This is a genomic window from Streptomyces mexicanus (assembly GCF_902506575.1).
Classification (GTDB): Bacteria; Actinomycetota; Actinomycetes; order Streptomycetales; family Streptomycetaceae; genus Streptomyces; species Streptomyces mexicanus.
Genome location: NZ_LR732544.1, coordinates 3,249,487 through 3,271,187 on the forward strand (window position 1 = coordinate 3,249,487; position 21,701 = coordinate 3,271,187).

The 21,701-nt window shown below is 73.3% G+C and carries 17 protein-coding genes; 5 read left to right on the plus strand and 12 right to left on the minus strand.

From position 1 onward, the window contains the following. Nucleotides 1-121 precede the first annotated feature (121 nt). Entirely contained in the window at nt 122-1,504 is a 1,383-nt protein-coding gene (locus GV126_RS14460) for a DUF7847 domain-containing protein (RefSeq protein ID WP_159666464.1), read from the plus strand. Nucleotides 1,505-1,508: 4 nt separating this feature from the next. After that, nucleotides 1,509-2,594, plus strand: coding sequence for a DUF4129 domain-containing protein (locus GV126_RS36470; RefSeq protein ID WP_438947845.1), 1,086 nt, complete (start codon nt 1,509-1,511; stop codon nt 2,592-2,594). Nucleotides 2,595-2,794: 200 nt separating this feature from the next. Here the strand turns inward: GV126_RS36470 and GV126_RS14470 are convergent, their stop codons facing one another. Then, on the minus strand, nt 2,795-3,802 hold the full coding sequence (locus GV126_RS14470) for a stage II sporulation protein M (RefSeq protein ID WP_159666467.1): 1,008 nt from the start codon (nt 3,800-3,802) through the stop codon (nt 2,795-2,797). Nucleotides 3,803-3,933: 131 nt separating this feature from the next. On the opposite strand from GV126_RS14470, the gene GV126_RS14475 reads away from it, so the two are divergent. Continuing rightward, the gene (locus GV126_RS14475; protein WP_159666470.1) at nt 3,934-4,974 is read left to right on the plus strand and encodes an RDD family protein; all 1,041 of its coding nucleotides are present in this window, start codon (nt 3,934-3,936) and stop codon (nt 4,972-4,974) included. Nucleotides 4,975-5,080: 106 nt separating this feature from the next. On the opposite strand, the gene GV126_RS14480 is transcribed toward GV126_RS14475, so the two are convergent. The 8 genes from GV126_RS14480 to GV126_RS14515 all read right to left on the minus strand — a co-directional run bounded on the left by GV126_RS14480 (nt 5,081) and on the right by GV126_RS14515 (nt 13,789). Then, nucleotides 5,081-5,698: a hypothetical protein gene (locus GV126_RS14480; RefSeq protein ID WP_159666473.1), complete on the minus strand. Its 618-nt coding sequence runs from the start codon at nt 5,696-5,698 to the stop codon at nt 5,081-5,083. Between the two features lie 126 nt (nt 5,699-5,824). After that, on the minus strand, nt 5,825-7,282 hold the full coding sequence (gene ahcY, locus GV126_RS14485) for an adenosylhomocysteinase (RefSeq protein WP_159666476.1): 1,458 nt from the start codon (nt 7,280-7,282) through the stop codon (nt 5,825-5,827). Between the two features lie 356 nt (nt 7,283-7,638). Then, nucleotides 7,639-8,622, minus strand: coding sequence for a cation diffusion facilitator family transporter (locus GV126_RS14490; RefSeq protein WP_159666479.1), 984 nt, complete (start codon nt 8,620-8,622; stop codon nt 7,639-7,641). 281 nt (nt 8,623-8,903) lie between these two features. Continuing rightward, a complete protein-coding gene (manA, locus tag GV126_RS14495) occupies nt 8,904-10,055 on the minus strand; it encodes a mannose-6-phosphate isomerase, class I (RefSeq protein WP_159666482.1) in 1,152 nt (383 codons plus the stop codon). A gap of 118 nt (nt 10,056-10,173) precedes the next feature. Beyond that, entirely contained in the window at nt 10,174-11,301 is a 1,128-nt protein-coding gene (locus tag GV126_RS14500) for an SIS domain-containing protein (protein ID WP_159666485.1), read from the minus strand. A gap of 213 nt (nt 11,302-11,514) precedes the next feature. Next, nucleotides 11,515-11,685, minus strand: a complete 171-nt coding sequence (locus GV126_RS14505; protein ID WP_159666488.1) for a Trm112 family protein — start codon at nt 11,683-11,685, stop codon at nt 11,515-11,517. 94 nt (nt 11,686-11,779) lie between these two features. Continuing rightward, the gene (locus GV126_RS14510; RefSeq protein WP_159666491.1) at nt 11,780-13,144 is read right to left on the minus strand and encodes a phosphomannomutase/phosphoglucomutase; all 1,365 of its coding nucleotides are present in this window, start codon (nt 13,142-13,144) and stop codon (nt 11,780-11,782) included. 219 nt (nt 13,145-13,363) lie between these two features. Then, entirely contained in the window at nt 13,364-13,789 is a 426-nt protein-coding gene (locus GV126_RS14515; protein ID WP_051405367.1) for a DUF3499 domain-containing protein, read from the minus strand. Nucleotides 13,790-14,061: 272 nt separating this feature from the next. On the opposite strand from GV126_RS14515, the gene GV126_RS14520 reads away from it, so the two are divergent. Next, a complete protein-coding gene (locus tag GV126_RS14520) occupies nt 14,062-14,511 on the plus strand; it encodes a metallopeptidase family protein (RefSeq protein WP_159673690.1) in 450 nt (149 codons plus the stop codon). A gap of 141 nt (nt 14,512-14,652) precedes the next feature. Here GV126_RS14520 and GV126_RS14525 read toward each other — a convergent pair whose 3' ends face one another. From GV126_RS14525 to GV126_RS14535, 3 genes are all read right to left on the minus strand, one after another. After that, the gene (locus GV126_RS14525) at nt 14,653-16,170 is read right to left on the minus strand and encodes a DUF5719 family protein (RefSeq protein ID WP_159666494.1); all 1,518 of its coding nucleotides are present in this window, start codon (nt 16,168-16,170) and stop codon (nt 14,653-14,655) included. Further along, complete coding sequence (locus GV126_RS14530) at nt 16,167-19,976, minus strand: glycosyltransferase family 2 protein (protein ID WP_159666496.1); 3,810 nt, start codon at nt 19,974-19,976, stop codon at nt 16,167-16,169. Before GV126_RS14530 ends, GV126_RS14525 begins: the two co-directional genes overlap by 4 nt. Before the next feature lie 277 nt (nt 19,977-20,253). After that, nucleotides 20,254-20,517, minus strand: a complete 264-nt coding sequence (locus tag GV126_RS14535; protein ID WP_003975777.1) for a WhiB family transcriptional regulator — start codon at nt 20,515-20,517, stop codon at nt 20,254-20,256. A gap of 699 nt (nt 20,518-21,216) precedes the next feature. On the opposite strand from GV126_RS14535, the gene GV126_RS14540 reads away from it, so the two are divergent. Then, nucleotides 21,217-21,701, plus strand: a 485-nt coding sequence (locus GV126_RS14540) for a cysteine dioxygenase (RefSeq protein ID WP_159666499.1), incomplete at its 3' end; no start/stop codon positions are given.

Genomic DNA, 21,701 nt, shown 5'->3' on the forward strand with positions numbered 1-21,701 from the left:
TCCCCCTGACAATTGAAGTGGCACAGCCCCCACCGCGGCCGGTCCGTCGAAGACCACCCCATGGCACGATGGCAGCCGACCTGCCGCCGCGACCGCGGACGGGCACCGTGAAGGAGCGACGATGAACGACACTCCGGGCTGGGCCTCGCCCGGATCCTCCCCGCCCGACGGGCAGCCGTCCGGCCCCGCCGACGACACCGGCCGCCCCGAGCACGACCCCGCGCAGCCGGCGCAGCCCGCGGACGAGCCGGGGACGCAGCCACAGGGCCCGGGCGTGAAGTGGTCCAAGGAGCAGCCGCCGCCCGGCCAGTGGACCGCGCCCACGGGCAGCCCGGCGCCCGGCCAGGCGCCGCCACCACCGCCTCCCGGCCCGGGCTGGGGCCCTCAGCCACCGGCCGGCGGCGGCTACGGCGGCCCGGGCGGCCACGGCGGTCCCGGTGGGTACGGCGGCTACGGCGGTCCCGGTGGCTACGGCGCCTGGGGCGGAGGCTGGGGAGCCGGCTGGGGCGGGCCACCGCCCGCGGCCAAGCCGGGTGTCATCCCGCTCCGCCCGCTCGGCGTCGGCGAGATCCTCGACGGCGCGGTGTCCACGATGCGCACCCACTGGCGCACCGTGCTCGGCATCTCCCTGGTCGTCGCCGTCATCACCGAGATCATCGTCGTCCTGGTGCAGGGGCTGGCCCTGAACGACCTCACCGGCAGCGACGCCCTCAACGACCCGAACGCCACCCCGGACGACGTCCTGCATGCCATGGGGGACTCCCTCATCGGTTCCGGCGTCGTCTTCGTGGTGTCCATGATCGGCACCGTTCTGGCCACCGCCCTGCTCACCACGGTCACCAGCCGCGCGGTGCTCGGCAGAGCGGTCACCGTCGGCGAGGCCTGGCGGGACGCCCGCCCGCAGGTCCTCCGGCTGTTCGGCCTGATCATCGTGGTCCTGCTCATCGGCCTGGGGATCCTCGCCGTCGGCACCCTGCCCGGCGTCCTCGTCGCCCTCTCCGGAGCGACCACCGCCGGCACCGCGCTCGCCGTCCTGGGAGCCCTGGCCGCAGCAGTCGTCGCCGTGTGGCTGACGGTCCGCTTCTCCCTGGCCTCCCCCGCGCTCATGCTGGAGAAGCAGGGCATCAAGAAGGCCATGGGCCGCTCGGTCAAACTGGTCCGCGGCTCCTGGTGGCGGGTCTTCGGCATCCAGCTGCTGGCCGCGATCATCGCGAGCATCGTCTCCGCGATCGTCGTCATCCCCTTCAGCCTCATCGCCGCGGCGTTCAGCGGCGACGGCGTCTCCGGCCTGCTCAACGGCACCGGCGGCCTGGGCTGGACGTACCTCGTCGTCAGCGGCATCGGATCGGTGATCGGCTCCACGATCACGTTCCCGATCACCGCCGGGGTCACCGTGCTGCTCTACATCGACCAGCGCATCCGCCGCGAGGCCCTCGACCTCGAACTGGCCCGCGCCGCCGGCATCCAGGACTACGGCTCCGGCGCACCCTCCTCGGGGAGCTGATGCCGTGAGCCTGCCGGGGGGAGTTCTCACCACGCCGCCGACGCCACCGCCGGCGGCGTACGACACCGTACGGACCCTGCTGGGTGCCGCCCGCGCCACCGCCCTGCCGGCCCGGCAGGACGGCGGTGGCGAACCGCCGGTGCCCCCCCCGCGCGATGCCGCGGGGGAGGCCGCCCGGCGCGAGTTGCCCAGGCGGATGTCCCACGAGAACGCCCCCGGCCTGCTGCGACGCGCCCTGGCCCCCCTCTGGGACTGGATCGGCAAGCTGTTCGACCCCGCCTCGGCCGCGACACCGGGCGGAACCGCCGGCCTCGTCGTCGTCATCGTCGCCGTACTCGCCGTACTGGGCGCCCTGTGGTGGCGCCTGGGCAGTCCCCGCCGCGAACCCGTCACCGCACCCGCCCTGTTCGACGACCGCCCCCGCACCGCCGCCGAACACCGCGCGGCCGCCGAGGCCCACGCCGCCCAAGGCCACTGGAACCAGGCCGTCCAGGAGCGCATGCGGGCCGTCGTGCGCTCCCTGGAGGAACGCGCCCTGCTCGACGTACGTCCCGGCCGCACCGCCGACGAGGCCGCCGCCGAAGCGGGCCGCGCCCTGCCCGCGCACGCCGACCGGCTGCGCACCGCCGCCCGGGACTTCGACGACGTCACATACGGCGGACGCGCCGCCACCGAGCAGGCGTACCACCGCATCGCCGACCTCGACCGCGACCTGCGGCGCGCCCAGCCCGAGCTGACCAGCAGCACCGCGACCACGGCCCCCACCACCCACCCAGCCGGCCAACTCCTCGTCCGCTGCAACAACCGCCGCATCACCCGTTGCCCGGCCTGCGCCGAGGTCTACCGCCGCGACACCTTGGCTTTCGCAATGTCCATCCGCGTGACCGTCCGCCTCGTCGTTGAGTTCTCAAGGAACGGTCGCTTCCTTCGTACTCACCCTCTCGGGCTTTCCTCCGGGCGCTTCCCTTCGGTGTTTCCGACTCTATCAGATCTTTTCTCGATCCGATTTCCTCGGTGCTTTCCAGGTTCCCGCTCTCGCGTTTCCCTTTCCGGCGGTTCCGACTTTATCAGAACTTCCGTGCCGGTCTGACCGGCTCTCGTTTCCGATTCATCGGGGGCTTCGTGTCGAGAATCAATGTTCTCGGAAGCGAGTAGATGTTCGCTGTCACTGTGGCGGGGCTCCAGCCCCACCTCCAGGCAACTACATAAATCTACCTCCCCACCCGCTCCGTGTCAACGGCTCCGGTGGGGCGAAGAGGAGACTAGCAGCTGATCATGCCTGGATGCACATCAGGCGGCGGTCGGCACGGCGGCGCTGCGCCCATCGGCGGCGAGGTCGCCCGTGGTCCCGGTACGGACGGCGCGGCCGCCGAGGACGTAGACGTAGGCGAGAAACGCCAGTTCGGCGGCGATTCCGATGCCGATACGGGCCCAGGTGGGCAGGTGGGACGGGGTGACGAAGCCTTCGACGGCGCCGGAGACGAAGAGGACCAGGGCGAGGCCGATGGCCATGCCCACGGCCGCCCGGCCCTCTTCGGCCAGTGCCGTGCGGCGGGTGCGCGGGCCGGGATCGATCAGGGTCCAGCCCAGGCGCATGCCGGTGCCGGCGGCGACGAAGACCGCGGTCAGTTCGAGCAGGCCGTGCGGGAGAACGAGTCCCAGGAAGGTGTCGAGCCGGCCGGCGGAGGACATGAGCCCCATGCCCACGCCGAGGTTGAGCATGTTCTCGAACAGGATCCACAGCACCGGCAGGCCCAGGAAGACGCCGAGGACCAGGCACATGGCGGCCGCCTGGGCGTTGTTCGTCCACACCTGGGCGGCGAACGCGGCCGCGGGATGGCTGGAGTAGTAGGTCTCGTACTCGCCGCCGGGGCGGGTGAGCTGCCGTAGCTCGTCGGGGGCCGCGATCGCGGCCTGTACTTCCGGATGCGTGCCGATCCACCATCCCAGGACAGCGGCGACGACGGTGGAGACGACGGCCGTGGGTACCCACCAGTGGCGGGCCCGGTAGACCGCGGCCGGGAAGCCCTCCAAGAGGAAACGGGTGACGTCGCGCCATGAGGCACGGCGGGTGCCGGTGACGGCGTTGCGGGCACGGGCCACGAGCTGGCTGAGCCGACCGGTCAGCCGGGGGTCGGGGGCACTGGACTGGATCAGGGAGAGGTGGGTGGCCGCGCGTTGGTAGAGGGTGACGAGTTCGTCGGCCTCCGTGCCGGTCAGGCTGCGCCGGCGGCGGAGCAGGTCGTCGAGGCGGTCCCACTCGGCGCGGTGGGCGGAGACGAAGACGTCCGGGTCCATCGTGTCTGCCTGCTCCTCGGCTGGTTGTTCGACTCTCCGGCGGATGTGTCAGGTTGTCGTACTACGGCGGGACTGCCCTCAGCTTGGCAGACTGGCCGTTCTCGGGGCAGGCCAGGGGAAGGACGGCGGGCGTGAGCGAGCTGGTGACGGGTGAGGCGGTGGCGCTCGAACTGCGCCCCGCGAGGCTGCCCAGCAGGGCGCTGGCCGTGGTGCTGGACCTCGCCGTGGCGGTGGCGGCCTATGTCGTGGTGACCCTTGCGCTCGTGGTGGCAACGGCCTCGCTGGACGAGGCGGCACGGGTCGCGGTGTCGATCGCGACATTCCTGCTCGTGCTGGTGGGCGGTCCTATCGCGGTGGAGACGCTGAGCCACGGGCGGTCTCTGGGGAAGCTGGCGTGCGGGCTGCGGGTGGTCAGGGACGACGGCGGTCCGATCCGGTTCCGGCACGCACTGGTGCGCGGAGCGATCGGCGTCGTGGAGATCCTGATGACCTTCGGAGTCGTCGCGTGCATCGCCTCCCTGGTGTCCGCGCGGGGGCGCCGGCTGGGTGACGTCTTCGCGGGGACCCTCGTCGTACGGGAGCGGGTGGCGGCCGGGCAGGCCGCTTTCGCGCCTCCGCCGCCGCCCTGGCTGGCCGGGCGGTTCTCCGCTCTGGACCTGTCGGCGGTGCCGGACGGGCTGTGGCTGGCGGTGCGGCAGTACCTGACGCGGATGGGGCAACTGGATCCGCAGGTCGGGTGGGGCATGGCCCAGCGGCTGGCCGACGATCTCGCGGCCCGCACCGGGGCTCCGGTCCCGCCGGAGACCCCGCCCGCCCTGTACCTGGCGGCGGTGCTGCAGGAGCGGCAGGCCCGTGAGGCCCGGCGGGCGTTCGGCAGTGGTGCGCCGGCGGGCGCGCCGACTGCGCAGGCCGGTGGCGCGGTGCGGGCGCCGGGTGGCGTACCTGCGGCGCCGGCGGTTCCGGCCTCGGCGCCTCCGGGCGCTGAGACGTCCGCGATCAGCACGCCTTCCGTTTCCGCCTCCCCCACACCAACACCTCCCGTTTCCGCCTCTCAGGCCCCCGCGTCTCCCGTTTCCGGTACGTCGGCTCCTTCGGCCGCCGGTTCCCCGGCTTCGGCGGGTGACGCTTCCCGGACCGAGCGGCCTGCCACCGGCTTCGTGCCGCCTGCCTAGCCGCCGGCCGCCGCTCGTGGCCTGTTTTGACCGTCGTTCGCCGCTACCGCTCCCCGCTCACTGCTCACTCGGCTCGCCGGTCGTGCTCCTGCCGGGCCGGGCCGGGTCACGGGGCGACGGCGGAGGGCGGTGACTCGAGGTGCTCCAGCTCGATGCCGGGGGCGGCCAGGACGACGTCGCCGGCGAGGTGAACGGTGTGCCGTTCGCCCGTGTCCAGGGCTGTGACCTGGTATTCGTCCACGGTCAGAGGGCCGTTGTCAGTGGCGTGTGCTTCTCTTTTCACCAGGGCCCAGGACTGGTCCACAGTGCGGGGGGCGAGGACCGGTTCCGTGAAGGTGACGAGGCGTACGCGGGTCGCGGAGGCCGAGGGGGTGAGGCGCAGGAGAAGCGCGGTGGCGACGAGGAAAGCGGGGGAGGTGCCGGTGAAGGCGTGGGCGCGCACATTGCCTTCGGTGGCATGGAGGCCGGTGGGGTCGGTACGGACCCACGTGACGCCGTCGAGCGCGGCGCCACGCACCTGCCAGCTTCCCGCGTGCAGTTCGAGGCGGAGCGGGCGGCCGAGCTGATCGAGGGTGAGGTCGACGGAGCCGCGGTGGTCGCCTGCCGGGGTGGTCACCTGGGAGACGTAGCGCCAGCCGGAGGGTCCGGGGGCGCACTGGAAGTGTTCTTCGCCGAGGGGGGTGTGATCGTGCGGATCGTGGAGCGAATAGCGGCCGCGGGGCATGGGGTTCCTGGGGTCTGACGGGTCCGTCCGGGTAAATCCGGGGAACGGGGCAGGCCCCCGCCACGGGGGTGCGGGGGCCTGCCTCGAAGAACCGGGAGGCGTCGCGGGGTGCGACGCGGTGGCCGGTCAGTAGCGGTAGTGGTCCGACTTGTACGGGCCGTCGACGTCGACGCCGATGTAGGCGGCCTGCTCGGGGCGGAGCTTGGTGAGCTTCACGCCGAGCGCGTCCAGGTGGAGGCGGGCGACCTTCTCGTCCAGGTGCTTGGGCAGCGTGTACACGCCGGTCGGGTAGGCGTCCGGCTTGGTGAACAGCTCGATCTGGGCGATCGTCTGGTTCGCGAAGGAGTTGGACATCACGAACGACGGGTGCCCGGTGGCGTTGCCCAGGTTCAGCAGGCGCCCCTCGGACAGCACGATGATCTTCTTGCCGTCCGGGAAGGTCCAGGTGTGCACCTGGGGCTTGATCTCGTCCTTGACGATGCCCGGGACCTTGGCGAGGCCGGCCATGTCGATCTCGTTGTCGAAGTGGCCGATGTTGCCGACGATGGCCTGGTGCTTCATCTTGGCCATGTCCGAGGCCATGATGATGTCCTTGTTGCCGGTGGCGGTGACGAAGATGTCGGCCTTGTCGATCACCTCGTCCAGCGTGGTGACCTCGTAGCCGTCCATCGCCGCCTGCAGGGCGCAGATCGGGTCGATCTCGGTGACGATCACGCGGGCGCCCTGGCCGCGCAGGGACTCCGCGCAGCCCTTGCCCACGTCGCCGTAGCCGCAGACGACGGCGGTCTTGCCGCCGATCAGGACGTCGGTGGCGCGGTTGATGCCGTCCACCAGGGAGTGCCGGCAGCCGTACTTGTTGTCGAACTTCGACTTCGTGACGGAGTCGTTGACGTTGATCGCCGGGAAGAGGAGGGTGCCCTCGCGCTGCATCTCGTACAGCCGGTGCACGCCGGTGGTGGTCTCCTCGGTGACGCCGCGGATCTCCGAGGCGAGCTGGGTCCACTTCTGGGGGTTCTCGCCCAGGGTGCGGGTCAGCAGCTGGAGGATGACGCGGTGCTCGTCGGACTCGGCGGTGTCGGGCGAGGGGACCTTGCCGTCCTTCTCGTACTCGACGCCCTTGTGGACCAGCAGGGTGGCGTCACCGCCGTCGTCCAGGATCATGTTCGGGCCGCCGGTGGGGCTGTCGGGCCAGGTCAGGGCCTGCTCCGTGCACCACCAGTACTCCTCCAGGCTCTCGCCCTTCCAGGCGAAGACCGGGACGCCCTGCGGGTTCTCGGGGGTGCCGTTCGGGCCGACCGCGATGGCGGCGGCCGCGTGGTCCTGGGTGGAGAAGATGTTGCAGGAGGCCCAGCGCACGCGGGCGCCGAGCGCGACCAGCGTCTCGATCAGCACCGCCGTCTGGACGGTCATGTGCAGGGAGCCGGTGATCCGGGCGCCCTTCAGCGGCTGCTGCTCCGCGTACTCCTTGCGGATCGCCATCAGGCCGGGCATCTCGTGCTCGGCGAGGGTGATCTCCTTGCGGCCGAACTCGGCCAGGGACAGGTCGGCGACCTTGAAGTCCTGTCGGTTCTCGACAGTCGTCATGCGAGCTGCTCCTCGGGGTCGGGTCGAGGTGGGTACGGCTGACCTGCGCGGCGGCGGACACAGGGTGCCCGAAGAGGACACAGGCATGCCCGCGTGCGCGCAGCGCAGTCCGTCGGAGGCCCTCTCTCCCTCGGCCGGCCCGTCCTCGGACCGCCCGACCGCCATCAGCAGCGACGTCTGGCTTCGTCCCAAGCTACACCGAGGCGTCGGGTCGTCCCCAGTCCGCCTCCGCTCGGATCGAGCCGTTCGGCGGTCGCGGGAGCCGGCTGCCGGCGCTGCCGGAGTGTCCGGGAACACGGACGGGGCCCTCCGGGCGCCGGCGCCGGCGGGCCCCGTGGCGGTGGGCGGCAGCGGGCTCAGTGGCCGGGGGTGGGGTGCGGGTTCGGTCCGCCCGGGGTCGCCTCCGGGTCCGGGCCCTTGGCGGCCTCGGTCTCGCTGTAGACGTCCGGTTCGAGGTAGATGACGCGGGCGATGGGGACGGCGGCGCGGATGCGGGCCTCGGCGGCGTCGATGGCGGTCGCGATCTCGGCGGCGGTGTCGTCGTGCCGTACGGCGATCTTGGCGGCGATCAGCAGTTCCTCGGGGCCGAGGTGGAGGGTGCGCATGTGGATGACGCGGGGGACGGAGTCGCCGTCGACCAGGGCGGCCTCGATCTGCCGGACCACGTCGGCGCCGGCGGCCTCGCCGAGCAGCAGCGACTTGGTCTCGACGGCCAGGACGAGCGCGATCAGCACAAGCAGGACACCGATGCAGACGGTGCCGATGCCGTCCCAGACGCCGTCGCCGGTGAGCAGGGACAGGCCCACGCCGAAGAGGGCGAGGACGAGGCCGATCAGCGCGCCGAAGTCCTCCAGCAGGACGACGGGCAGCTCGGGGGCCTTGGCACGCCGGATGAACTCCGCCCAGGAGAGCCTGCCGCGCAGCTCGTTGGACTCCTTGATGGCCGTGCGGAAGGAGAAGCCCTCGGCGCAGACCGCGAAGACGAGGACGGCCACCGGCCAGTACCAGTGCTCCAGCGCGTGCGGGTGGCGGATCTTCTCGTAGCCCTCGTAGATGGCGAACATGCCACCGACGGAGAACAGGACGATGGAGACGAGGAAGGCGTAGATGTACCGCTCGCGGCCGTAGCCGAAGGGGTGCTGGGGGGTGGCCTCGCGCTGGGCCTTCTTGCCGCCGATCAGCAACAGGAACTGGTTGCCGGAGTCGGCGAGCGAGTGCACGCCCTCGGCGAGCATCGAGGACGACCCGCTGAAGGCGAAGGCAACGAACTTCGATGCCGCGATCGCGAGGTTGGCGCCGAGTGCCGCCACGATCGCCCTGGTGCCGCCTGACGCGCTCATGTGTTCGCGTTGTCCCTTCGCCTGCGTCCTGTGTCCGCACGGGCCGTCGGGGGCCGGCACCCGCGCGTGCCGGGTGCGGTCCCCGTGCCAGTTCCGGTCTTTGCCCGTGCTTTGCCGGTGGGCCATTGTTGCAGCACCGTCCGGCAGCGCTACGCCAGGTACGTCAGGTCGGTGCTGAACGCGGGAGCGGAACGCCGGGGCGGAACGTCAGGTCGGTGCGCACGTCGAGGCGGTGCGGATCGGCGCGTCCCCCGCCCGGGGGCGGGGAGAGCCGCAGCGGGTCACACGACGACCGTGGCCCGGAAGACCGTGCCCGCTCCGGACACCTCGGCCTTCTCGCCCGCCGGCACGAACACGGACTGCCCGGGGGTGAGCCGGTGCTCGCCCGCCTGCACGGCACCGGCCGTGCAGAGCAGGATCTGCGGGGTGGTGAGGGTGAGGTCGCGCGCGGCGGCGCCTTCGGGCAGGACGTAGCGGGAGAGGCGGAACTCGTCGATGGGGGTCTCGTAGACCTCCTCGCCGTCCGGGCCGGCCTCGGGGCGCAGCACGCCGGGGTCGGCGGCCTCGAAGCGGACGACGCGCAGCAGCTCGGGCACGTCGACGTGCTTGGGGGTCAGGCCGCAGCGCAGCACGTTGTCGGAGTTGGCCATGATCTCCACGCCCAGGCCGCTGAGGTAGGCGTGCGGGATGCCGGCGCCGAGGAAGAGGGCTTCGCCGGGCTGCAGCCGGACGTGGTTGAGCAACATCGCGGCGAGGACGCCGGGGTCGCCCGGGTAGTGGCGGGCGATGCCGGCGTAGGGGGCGGGGGCGCCGCCGAGGCGGGCGCCGGCGGCCGCGGCCTCGGTGACCGTGTGCGCGATCTCCTCGCGGTCGGCGGTGAGGACGGCGGGGAGGACCTCGCGCAGGGCCGCTTCCTCGGGGTGGGCGCGCAGCAGGTCGACGTAGGGCTTGAGGGAGTCCACGTCGAGGGCGGCGAGCAGGTCGGCGGCCTCGGCCGGCGCGCGGAAGCCGCACAGGCCGTCGAACTCGGTGAGCGCGCAGATCAGTTCGGGCTTGTGGTTGGCGTCCTTGTAGTTGCGGTGCGGCGCGTCGACGGGGACGCCGCGGCGCTCCTCGTCGGTGTAGCCCTCCTGGGCCTGCTTCAGGTCGGGGTGGACCTGGAGGGAGAGGGGGGCGCCGGCCGCGAGGATCTTGAGCAGGAAGGGCAGGCGGGGGCCGAACTTCGCGACCGTCTCGGGGCCGAGGTCGCGCCGCGGGTCGGTCTCGATGACCTCGACGAGGGTGCCGCGCGCGGTGCGCGAGGGCGCCCCGGGGTGGGCGCCCATCCACATCTCCGCCTGCGGCTCGCCGCTGGGCTCGACGCCGAGCAGGTGCGGGATGGCGGTGGTGGAGCCCCAGGCGTAGGGGCGGATGGTGTTGTCGAGGCGGTCCATGTGCTTCTTTCTGCCGTGTCCGTCGCGTGTGTCCGCAGGTGTCCGTCGCGTGTGTCCGCAGGTGTCCGTCGCGTGTGTCCGCAGGTGTCCGTCGCGAGGTGTCCGGTGCGGGTTCAGGTCACCGGGTGGAGGCGAGCGCCAGGTAGACGGCGGCGAAATCCGTGGTGGCGATCAGCTCCGCGAGGGTCTCGATCTCGCCGCCGGGCTGCGGTTCCAGTTCGCTGATCGGCGTGTCGTGGCTGAGGGCCAGGTCGCGGGCGGCGGGGGCGGCGGTGAGGCCGCCGAGCGGGCGGTCGCGGAGCAGCACCACGCGCGCGTGCAGGGCGGGCGGCTCCTCGACGCGGTCGCGGAAGAAGTCGTCCGGGTCGGCGCTGGCGGCCAGCGGGCCGGCGAGCAGGGCGCTGTGCGCGGCCAGTGCCTCGGGCAGTTCGGCCACGACCGCGGGGATGCCGGAGAGTTCGGCGAGCCCGGCGGCGAACCGGCGGCCCGCGGGACCCGCCGAGGTGCCCTCGGTCCAGACGATCGGCAGCGCGTCGGCGAGTTCGGCGGCGAGGGTCTTGGCCGGGTTGCTGTAGGTGGCGATGGCGGGTCCGCAGCGCTCGGCGACCTGGTCCAGCCGGTCGGCGACGGCCTGCAGGGCGTCGGGCGGGGCGGTGAGCAGACCGACCCGGTCCAGCACCGCGAGCAGCGGGGTGAGCAACGCCCACAGCACGCCCGGGGCCGATCCGGCGAGGGGTTCTTCCTGGTCGTAGGGGGCCGTGGCCATGGGGACGAACAGGCCGTGCGCGGCCTCGACGGCGTCGGCGAGGGGGCTGTGGGCGGGGGCGACGGCGACGACCGTGCAGCCGCGCCGGTAGGCCTGGTCGGTGAGCAGGCTCAGGCTCGGCTCCGTGCCGTCGGGGGTGGCGATGAGCAGCAGGTCGACGGAGCCGACCCAGCCGGGCAGTTCCCAGCGCAGCGCGCCGGCGGCGGAGGCGACGCCGGTGGGTGCGAGCCGGGTGACCGGGCTGCCGGCGCCGGCGAGGGTGCCGAGCAGGTCGGCGGCGTGGGTGGCGGCGGCGCCGGGACCGGCGATCAGGACCGCGCGGGGGCGGCCGTCGGGTTTCAGCTCGCCGACACCGGCCTCGGCGGCGTGCCGGGCGGCGGTGCGGACGCGGGCACCGGCCTCGGCGGCGCCGCGGAGCAGTCCGCGGCGGTCGGCCTCGGCGAGCGCCTCCGGGGCGTCGAGCAGCGATTCGTCGAGCATGGGCGGCAGCCTCCGATCGGGGCTCCGAGCGCCGGGGCGCCGGACGTCGGGTCGTCGGGACGTCAGGTCGTCAGGTCGTCGGTCGGTGCGGGGCGACGGGACGGGTGGGCCGGGGCGTCGCGTCCGCGGTCACGGCGCTGTCATGGCGTGTCATGGCGGCTGCCATGGCGAGTCCCCCGTGCGCCGACTCCCCCGACATACCTGGTTCCCGGTTCACGCGGGGCGGCGGGCCTCGTCGACGAGCAGGACGGGGATGCCGTCGCGGACGGGGTAGGCCAGTCCGCAGTCCTGGCCGGTGCAGATCAGCTCGTCGTCCTGCTCCTTGAGGGGAGCGTGGCAGGCGGGGCAGGCGAGGATCTCCAGAAGGCCGGCTTCCAGCGGCATGAGGGGTTTCCCTTCGGGGCGTCGAGGGTGGGTCGGGGTCGTACGGACGTGCCTGGTCAGGTTACCGCCGGTGGGGGCGCGGTGCCGGGGCCGGTCAGGCCCGGATGACGGCCAGCGCCTCGTCGCGGATCTTCGTCATCGTCGCCTCGTCGCGGGCCTCGGCGTTCAGGCGCAGCAGCGGCTCGGTGTTGGAGGGGCGGACGTTGAACCACCAGTCGGCGGCGGTGACGGTCAGGCCGTCGAGTTCGTCCAGGCGCACGTCGTCGCGGCCGGTGTAGGCGGCCCGGAGCGCGGCGAGGCGGGCGTGCTGGTCGGCGACCGTGGAGTTGATCTCGCCGGAGCCGACGTAGCGGTCGTACTGGGCCACCAGGGCCGACAGCGGTCCGTCCTGGCCGCCGAGGGCGGCGAGGACGTGCAGGGCGGCCAGCATGCCCGTGTCGGCGTTCCAGAAGTCCTTGAAGTAGTAGTGCGCGGAGTGTTCGCCGCCGAAGATCGCGCCGGTGCGGGCCATCTCGGCCTTGATGAAGGAGTGGCCCACGCGGGTGCGCACGGGGGTGCCGCCGTTCTCCCTGACCACCTCCGGGACGGACCAGGAGGTGATGAGGTTGTGGATGATCACGCCCTGGCCGCCGTGGCGCGCCAGTTCGCGGGCGGCGACCAGGGCGGTGATCGCGGACGGGGAGACGGGCTCGCCGCGCTCGTCGACGACGAAGCAGCGGTCGGCGTCGCCGTCGAAGGCGAGGCCGAGGTCGGCGCCCTCGGCGCGGACGCGCTGCTGCAGGTCGACGAGGTTGGCCGGGTCCAGCGGGTTGGCCTCGTGGTTCGGGAAGGTGCCGTCCAGTTCGAAGTACATCGGGACGAGGTCGACGGGCAGGCCGGCCAGGACGGTGGGCACGGTGTGGCCGCCCATGCCGTTGCCCGCGTCGACGACGACCTTCAGCGGGCGGATGGAGGTCACGTCGACCAGGGAGCGCAGATGGGCCGCGTACTCCTGCAACGTCTCGCGCCGGGTGAGGGTTCCCTCGCGGCCGGCCGGTTCGGGGGCGCCGGTCTCGCGCCAGCGTTCGACCAGGGCGCGGATCTCGGCGAGGCCGGTGTCCTGGCCGACGGGGGCCGCGCCCGCGCGGCACATCTTGATGCCGTTGTACCGGGCCGGGTTGTGCGAGGCGGTGAACATGGCGCCCGGCAGGTTCAGTGCGCCCGAGGCGTAGTAGAGCTGGTCCGTCGAGCACAGCCCGATCTCGGTGACGTCCACGCCGTAGCGCGCCGCCCCCCGGGCGAAGGCGCGGGCCAGACCGGGCGAGGAGGGCCGCATGTCGTGCCCGGTCACGAGGGCGTCGGCACCGGTCACCTGGGCGAAGGCCGCCCCGAACAGCTCGGCCAGCGACTCGTCCCACTGGTCCGGGACCACCCCGCGCACGTCGTACGCCTTCACGATCTGCGACAGATCAGCAGCCACGGCCACCCTTCCGAAGTCCCTGTAGGTCACCACAAACTACCCGTCCGGGCGGACCGGGACGACGCTTCGGCGGCACGGCATGCGACGACGTGACGTGGGGTGGCTGCTGCGAGGCCGCGTGGGCGACCGGGCAGTGAAGGGCGTGCCTACGGCGAACGGCGTGCCTATGGCGAACGACTTGCCGCCGGTGAACGGCTTTGCCTGCGGTGAACGGTTTTGTCAGGTGTCCGGTGAGCGGAGCACCCGCAGGTGGCCGCGGCGCGCGACCTCCATCGGGTCCGCTCCGCGCGCTCCCCCGCCACCGGCCTGGGCGGCGCGCTCCTGGGGGCGGGCCGCCTCGCGCACCGCGTTGGCGAGCGCCTCCAGGTCGTCACCGCTGGGGCGGGCGGGCGCCGAACCGTCCAGGAGCCGGACGACCTCCCAGCCGCGGGGCGCGGTCAGGCGCTCGGAGTGCTCGGCGCACAGGTCGTAGCAGTGGGGCTCGGCGTAGGTGGCGAGCGGGCCGAGGACCGCGGTCGAGTCGGCGTAGACGTACGTCAGCGTCGCTACGGCGGGACGGCCGCAAGCGGTGCGCGAACAGCGACGTACAGGGCTCACGATGTTGGACGGTACCGCACTCTTGAGCGGGCCGCGACGACTCTCCACCAGGTCACCCCACCGTGTCGTGCTGTGAAACGCCCCACACCCCCCTTCCGGCGTGCCCGGCTGACCTGCGCGGACGGCATCTGACGAGATCTCGAACAGCTCTTGGCCGGGTCACGAGTGGGTACAAAAACCGTCAATTGCCTTGAGATCGCCGGTCTTGGAGAGATACGGAATCGAGTCCGAGCTTGGCCGGAATCGGTATCAACCGACCGCTTGCCCGCAGCGCGCGGAGCCGGGCGCACGAGGGCGGTGAGGACTACGCTTCAGCAGTGATGGACACCCGTGTCCCGCCCCGTGCCGCCGGCCCCGGGCCCCGCCGACGTGATCGCCACGGCCGGGGCATGCGCGGCCCCATCGCACCGCCGCAGGTGCCGCTCGCCGCGAGCCGCGCCGAGGTGTTCGCGGATCTGGTGCAGGACTCCGTGGACCGTCTGGAGCGGCGGTGGCCGCAGCTGGCCGACATCGACTTCCTGGTGCTGGACGTACCGCGGCTGGACGGGCCGGACCAGGCGTGGAGCGACGAGCCGGTGCCGCTCGGCGGCACGATGCCCGCCCGCGACGGGCGCCGGGCCCGGGTCGTCGTCTACCGGCGGCCGGTGGAGATCCGCAGCAAGGGACGCGACGAGCGGGCCGCGCTGGTGCACGAGGTCGTGGTCGAGCAGGTGGCCGAACTGCTCGGGCTGACACCGGAGACGGTGGATCCCCGGTACGGGGAGGACTGAGCGGCGCCCGTCGCCCCCTGGGTACCGGGAAGACTTCCGGCGCCCCCAGGAACCGGCAGGACTGCCGACGCCCCCAGGTACGGGGAGGACTGAGCGGCGCCGGGTCCTGGCGTGGGCGGCCGCGTCACTGCTTGCGCAGCGTCACTGCCTCTGCAGCACCGACACGTCCTCGTCCGCCTGCGGCACCGCCACCGTGCCCCGGTCGTCCGGCAGGGTCTGCGTCGTGACACCGGCGACGCCGTTCTCGGTCGAGGTCAGGGTGCGCGCCCCGTACACCGGGCCGCCCGACAGGCGCTGCACGGTCAGGGCATAGGTGCCCTTCAGGCCGGCCGGCACCGGTGGGGTGATGTCCTGCGTGGTGCCGCGCTGGATGGTGTACGTCTTCGACACCTCCGTGCCGCCGTCGCTGCCCGCCGACGCGGTGACCTTGACCTGCGCGGTCGCGGTGGGGGCGGTGAGCGACAGCGTCGAGCCCTCGGCGCTGTTGTCGGCCGCCGTGGCGCGTGCGGTGACGGGGCCGGTCGCCGGGATGAAGGCGGTCTCCTGCTTGTCGCCCTTGCCGCGTATCACCCGCAGCGCCGCGACCACCGGCACGGCCGGGGAGTCCTGGGTCAGCACCAGCGAGCCGGCCTCGCCGCGCGTGATGTCGCCCAGGTCGACGGCGGTCGTCATGCCGCCCTTGACGTGCACGGTGTCGTGGCCGGCGGGCGTGATCAGCCCGGAGGACGAGGCCAGCTTCACCTTCAGGTCGGTGTCGGCGTCGGCGGAGGTGAAGGCGATCAGCCGCACGGACGTGGCGTCCTTGGGGATGCCCGGCAGCACCAGGGTGTCCGCCGGGTCCGCGGCGGCGGCCAGCCAGCCCCCGCCGAGCTTGTCGTCCAGGGCCTGCACCGCCGCACCGACCCGGCCGCTGCGCACGCTCACGTGCACGGTGAGGTCGTCCTGCGGGGCGTCGGCGAGCGTGGACAGCAGCACCGGCTCGGCGGCGTGCGGCGGCACGGTGATGCCCTCGCCCAGCGTCGACTTCACGGCGCCGTCCTTGCCGTACAGGTCGATGTCGACGACCGCGGCGGAGTCGTCGGGGTTGGTGAGGTGCACGTAGTCGGTGCGGTCGGTGGCGGTGCTCGCGCCGGGGAACCAGAAGTCCGTGTCCGGGGCGGTGCAGTCCACGCCCAGCAGCCCGCGGCCGGTGCCTGCGGCCACCTCGGTGGTCTCCTGGACGGTCCAGCCCGGCGCGAACCTGCCGTCGGCGGTGCCGATCAGCGCGGGGCCGTCGCCGCCCGAGATGTCGCCGGTGGCGGGCGTGCCGGGCTGTCCGGGCTTCAGCTCGGGCGCGTCGGCCTTCTTGCCGCCCTTGCCGTCCTTGCCGCTCGCGTCGTTGTCCGTGCCGTTCGCCGACTGCTCGGTGACCGGTTGCAGCTCCGCCTTGCCGGCACCGGCCGTGCCCTGGGTGACCGGCGTGAAGGAGGTGTACGAGGTGTCGGCGATGTCGGAGGTGCTGGGCGCCGGGCAGACCAGGGTGGTGCGCTCGACGGGCGGCCGGGTGTCCCCCCCGGCGGGGCCGGTGCCCGCCGCGTCCGGGGCGTCCAGCGCGGCGAATCCGGTGACGGCGGCGAGGGCGGCCACGCCGGCGATCAGGGACAGGGTCGTGCGGTTCACTGCTGGCTCCCGTCGGGGTGCTCGCCGGCGACGCCGTGCGCGGTGTGCTGTGCCGGGTCGTAGGGCTCCTCATAGCCCTGGTGGTAGGCCGGGTCGTAGGGGGCCGCGGGCGCGTGGGCGTCGTAGGCGTACGGGTCGTACTGGCCGCCCTGATAGGGGTCGGCGGGGCCGCCCTGGTAAGGACCGGTGGGGCCGCTCTGGTACGCCGGGTCGTAGCCGCCCTCGGCGTACGGGCCGGGGTCGGCGGGGGCGGCCGGGTAGCCCTGGTCGCCGTAGGCGTCGTACCCGGGCGCCGGTGCGGCGTCGGCGTGGGCGGTGGTGTCCCATCCGTCGTAGGGCTGCTGATGGGGTACGGCCGCGGGGGCGTGCGGCGGCAGCGGCGGCACGGCGTCGGGGCCCGGCGGTGTCTGCGCATCGGCCTGACCGGCTTGCTCGGCCTCGGCCTGGGCGCGCAGCCGGCGGGCGCGGCGACCCTCGCCGGCCACCGGCTGTGCGGGCAGCGGCTCCTCCTCGGGCAGGTCGTCGTCGACGTCCCGGCGCCGGCCGGGCAGGGCCAGGACGACGAGGACGACGGCGAGGACTCCCTGGGCCCACAGCCAGGCGGTGTGGCCGATCGGGTCGTCGTAGGTGGCGTCGAGGCGGCCGCCGGAGGCGGGGGGCCGGAAACCCTGGGCCCAGCCGTCGACCGTGGGGCGGGTCAGCGGCTGGCCGTCCAGGGGGGCCGTCCAGCCCGGGGCGGCGGTGTCGGCCGGGCGCAGCACGCGGCCGGCGGAACCCGCCGGGATCTTCGTGTGGATCTCGACGGGGCCTGCGGTGACGGGCTGCCCGGTGCCTGATGCCGAGTCGGAACCGGAACCGGAACCGGAGCCGGAGCCGGTCAGGATGGTGGCGCGGGAGACCTCCCGGTCCACGCGCCACAGCGCGTTGCCGTCCTGCTGGCTGAGCCGGGTCAGGCCCGGGGTGGCGTCCAGGACGCGGCCGATCTCGCGGGGTGCGCCCTTGTGGACGAGGACGTAGCGCACGGCGAAGCCGCCGAGCTGGTCGGTCTGGTCGGCGCCCGAGCCGGCGACCAGGTTGGCGACGACCTTGTCGAGCCGGCTGTTGCCGCCGGCCGCCGAGGCGAGTTCGGCGTCGCCCATGCGGACCCCGGAGCCGCGCACCAGCATGTAGCGGACGCGGTCGGCGGACCGGCTGTCCAGGACCAGGGTGCGGGCCTGGTCGCCGGTGCGGCTCTCCTCGGCGACGAAGGCCGGCACCTGCACCGCGGTGCGCCGCTGCAGCGGGTCGTCGGCGCCGCGGATCATCCAGCCGGCGACGACGAGCAGCGGGCCCGCGGCGGAGGCGAAGGCGATCAGCGCGGCGACCGGCTGGCGCCAGCCGAAGCTCTGTTCGGCCACGCGCGCGCGTGCGCCGTCGGCGCCGAGCAGGGCGGCGGCCAGCAGCGCGAGGCCGTAGACGAGGGTGGCGGGTCCGGCCCACGCGGAGTCGTTGGCCAGGACGGCGAAGACGAGTGCCACCAGGGCGGTGGTCCAGGCGGCGTGGATGGCGACCCGGCGCTCGGTGCGCAGCAGGGCGGCCAGCGCGGCCAGGACGATGCCGATGAGCATCAGCCCGTGCACGGTGCCGGGGCCGCCCGGGGAGGCGCCCAGCAGGTCCAGGGCGGAGGCGGCCGACGGCCCGTACTCCAGTCCGGCCTCCTGGAAGAAGCCGAACGGCAGCAGCGACAGCGACCAGGGAGCGAGGACGAGCAGCGGGGTGCCCACCTGGGCCAGCAGGCGCAGGGCCTGGGCCACGAGGTCGCCGCGGCGCACGACCAGCACGCCCAGGCCGAGCACGAGCGCGATGGGCCACACGATGGGCGTGAAGGCGGTGGTGACGGTCAGCAGGAGGGCGTAGGCCCAGGTGGCGCGCCAGCTGCCGCGTGCGCCCGAGGGGCCGGCCAGGCCGCTCGCGGCGATGCCGGCGCGGGCGATCAGCGGCAGCAGCACGGCCAGCACGGCGGTGCCGATGCGGCCCGCGGCCAGCGCGCCGGTGGCGGCGGGCAGCACGGCGTAGACGACGGCCGCCCAGGCGCGCAGCAGCCGCGAGGGGACGAGCGGGCGGGAGGCGAAGTACGCGGAGAACCCGGCCAGCGGCACCGAGCCGACCAGCAGGACGGTGACGGCGAGCCCGGTGGAGCCGAGCAGCAGCGAGGAGAGCAGCGCCACGAGCGCCAGGTACGGCGGCGCCGAGGGGGTGCCGCCCGCGCCCACCGGATGCCAGGAGTCGAGGTAGCGCGCCCACAGGTCGGAGGCGTCGGCGGGGGCGGGCAGCAGGGCGCCGCCGGCGAGCGCGCCGCCGCCCAGCAGATTGCGGCAGGCGACGAGGGAGACCAGCAGCAGCACCAGGAAGAGCACCGGGCCGGGTTTGCGGGCGATGCGCTTGAGCCGGGCGAACTGCTCGATCTCCAGGAAGTCCGCGTCGTCGCCGCCGGGTCCGGACTCCAGCCCGCCGCCGTGCCGGCCGGCGGAGGACACCTCGGGGTCGGAGCGGCCGACGAGGTTGCTCGCGACCTGTTCGACGGTGATCCGGACGGTCGCACCGGGCGGCGGGAACAGGGCGCGCAGCTCGCCCTTGTCGATCCGCGGTGTGCCGCGCCTGCGCCGGCCGGCGAGGATCCGCTCGGGCCGCAGCAGGGTGCCGACCAGACCGCGGACCTCGTCCAGGGCCTGTCCGGGGACCTTGCCGACGAGGTAGGCGACGGTGCGCAGCAGGGTGCCCAGCACCAGACGCAGCAGCACCCAGGGAAGCGCCGCCGTACGGGTGTTGACGAGAAGGGTGTAGACGGCACCGGCCTTGTCGACCTTGTGCGGGGACGCGGCCGTACGGCCCACGCAGTCGACGGTGCGGCGCTCGCGGGAGGCCGCTTCGGCGTGCCGTACGACGGCGTCGGGCGCGACCAGGACGCGGTGGCCGGCGGCGTGGGCGCGCCAGCACAGGTCGACGTCGTCGCGCATCAGGGGCAGATGCCGGTCGAACCCGCCGAGCTGCTCGAAGATGTCACGCCGGATCAGCATGCCGGCGGTGGACACCGACAGCACCGGCCGGACGTGGTCGTGCTGCCCCTGGTCCTGTTCGCGGCGGTCCAGGCCGGTCCAACGGCGCCCGGAGTTGGCGATGCTGACGCCGACTTCGAGGAGCTGGCGGCGGTCGTACCAGCCGCGCAGCTTGGGGCCGACGACGGCCACGTCCTCGCGGCCGAGTTCGTACTCGTTGTCCACGACCCTCAACAGCTGGGCGAGGGCGTCGGGTTCGGGGGAGCAGTCGTCGTGCAGCAGCCACAGCCACTGCACCGGTTCACCGTGGGGCAGGTCGGGCACGTCGTAGGCGTCGTCGCGCCAGGTGCGCGAGACGGGGTCCCAGCCGCTGGGGCGCTTGAGGTACGGCAGTTCCTCCGGGGTGAGGACGGGGGCGGTGCGGACGGCCTCCTCGACGGCCTGGCCGAAGCCGGTGCGGCGAGCCAAGTGCAGGACCCGGTCCGGGCCGAGCGCGTCGGCGACCACCTGGGCGGAGTCGTCCGCGCTGCCGGTGTCGGCGGCCACGGCGTACTGCACGGGCCGTTCCTGGCCGAGCAGTCCGGCCAGCGCGTCGGGCAGCCAGCGGGCGCCGTCGTGGGAGACGAGGACGGCGGTGACGACGTGCCGCGGATACTCGGGCGGGCGGGTCGGGTCGGACGCCGCCGGGGCGAACTGCGTCGCGCGCGCGGGGTCCGACGGCGCTGCGGCGGCGACGTCGTAGTGGGCTGCCGTATGGCTGTGCACGGACATCGAGATACACGGCCCCGGTTCGGTGGACTGCGGTGGACGCCCGTGCTCCCTGGGGGCAGCGGGGCGTCTCGGACGAGCGACCACACTACTGGCTGACCAGGACAGCGGCCCGCCGCCTGTGGACAACCCACTGGCGACGGGCCGTTCGTGACGATTCCAGGGAGATGTGGCGCTTCTTCGGCTGCCGGCCCGGGTGTTCGCTCGGCTGCTTGCCCGTGTGCCTGCCCGGCTGCTCGCTCGGGTGTGCGTTCCGGCCGGCGTCCGTGCCGGCGCGGGTTCAGACCGCGGCCTTCTTCAGGCGGCGGCGCTCACGCTCGGACAGACCGCCCCAGATACCGAAACGCTCGTCGTTGGCGAGGGCGTACTCAAGGCACTCGGAGCGGACTTCGCAGGCCAGGCAGACCTTCTTGGCCTCGCGGGTGGAGCCGCCCTTCTCGGGGAAGAAGGACTCGGGGTCGGTCTGGGCGCACAGCGCGCGCTCCTGCCAGCCGAGTTCCTCGTCCGCGTCGTCGACCAGCAGTTGCTGCACCAGCTCGGTCATGTGCGCCCCTCGTCTGTTTCGCGTCCCCGTGATGTAGCCGTTACCGATCTCGGCTGAACGACACGAGTGAAATTACAAGTGTGCTGCTCCGGGCGAGTCAAGCCGAGATCTGCTATTGAGCCCCTTATTCACTCTGCGGAACCAAGGCCGTGCGGAAAGTGTTCAAATCGGCATAAACCTTGACACAGAGTCGAGGGCCCCACGAGCCTCCCCCTCCGCGCGGAGTCCTCTCGGGCCCCGCGAAAGGAAGGACGCCCTGGCCTTCGATCCCGTTCCGACACGCGCCCCGAAGCGAACCGGATCACAGTCGGATCACGGGATCGCAACGGGGTTTGCGCGCCCGGCATGTGCGCCATGTGTCCCGCCTTCCCGGCGAGCAAACCTTTCACCTGAGAGATGAACCGGATGAGGTGAAACATGTCCCACATACCGGGCGTCGAGTTGACAGTGGAGGTGTGAGCCGGTCTCCTTGTGGGCATGCTCGCGCCTTCAGCACTCGTCTCGACCCGCACCGCCGGGTCCCACGGTGCTGCCCGCGCCCGCTGTAGCTGTCGCTGCTGCGGCTGTTGAGCCACGCGCACACGCGCGCTCCAGCCGCCGTCCGGGCCTGACGCTTCTCTCCGTTCCTTCCGGCCCGGCGCCTCGTTCCGCCGCCCTGCCCTTGCCTCCCTCTTCCCTCTCCCAGGAACCACCGCACCCATGAACAGCGACAGCGACCTCCAGATCGCCGGTGACCTCCTCGAAGTCCCGCACCTGCTGCAGACCCCGCGCGAGCACCCGGCCACGGTGGCCGAGTTCGTCGGCCTGGCCCGCGCCGTCGCGGCCGACCGCGCGCAGTGGGAGCCCCTCGTCCGATACGACGCGACGACCCGCTGGTACCACCGGCTGCGCACCGGCCCCGGCTACGAGGTCTGGCTGCTGTCCTGGCTGCCCGGCCAGGGCACCGGTCGGCACGACCACGGGCCCTCCTCCGGTGTGCTGACCGTCCTGGGCGGCACGTTGACCGAGCACACGCGCCGGGGCACGCGCGCCCTGGGCGCCGGCGCGCAGCGCGTGTTCGCCCCCGGGTACGCGCACGAGGTCGTCAACGACACGCTGCGCCCGGCGGTCAGCCTGCACGTCTACTTCCCCGGCCTGACCGAGATGCCCATGCACCCGGCCGGGTCCTGCACGGCGGCGGGGCG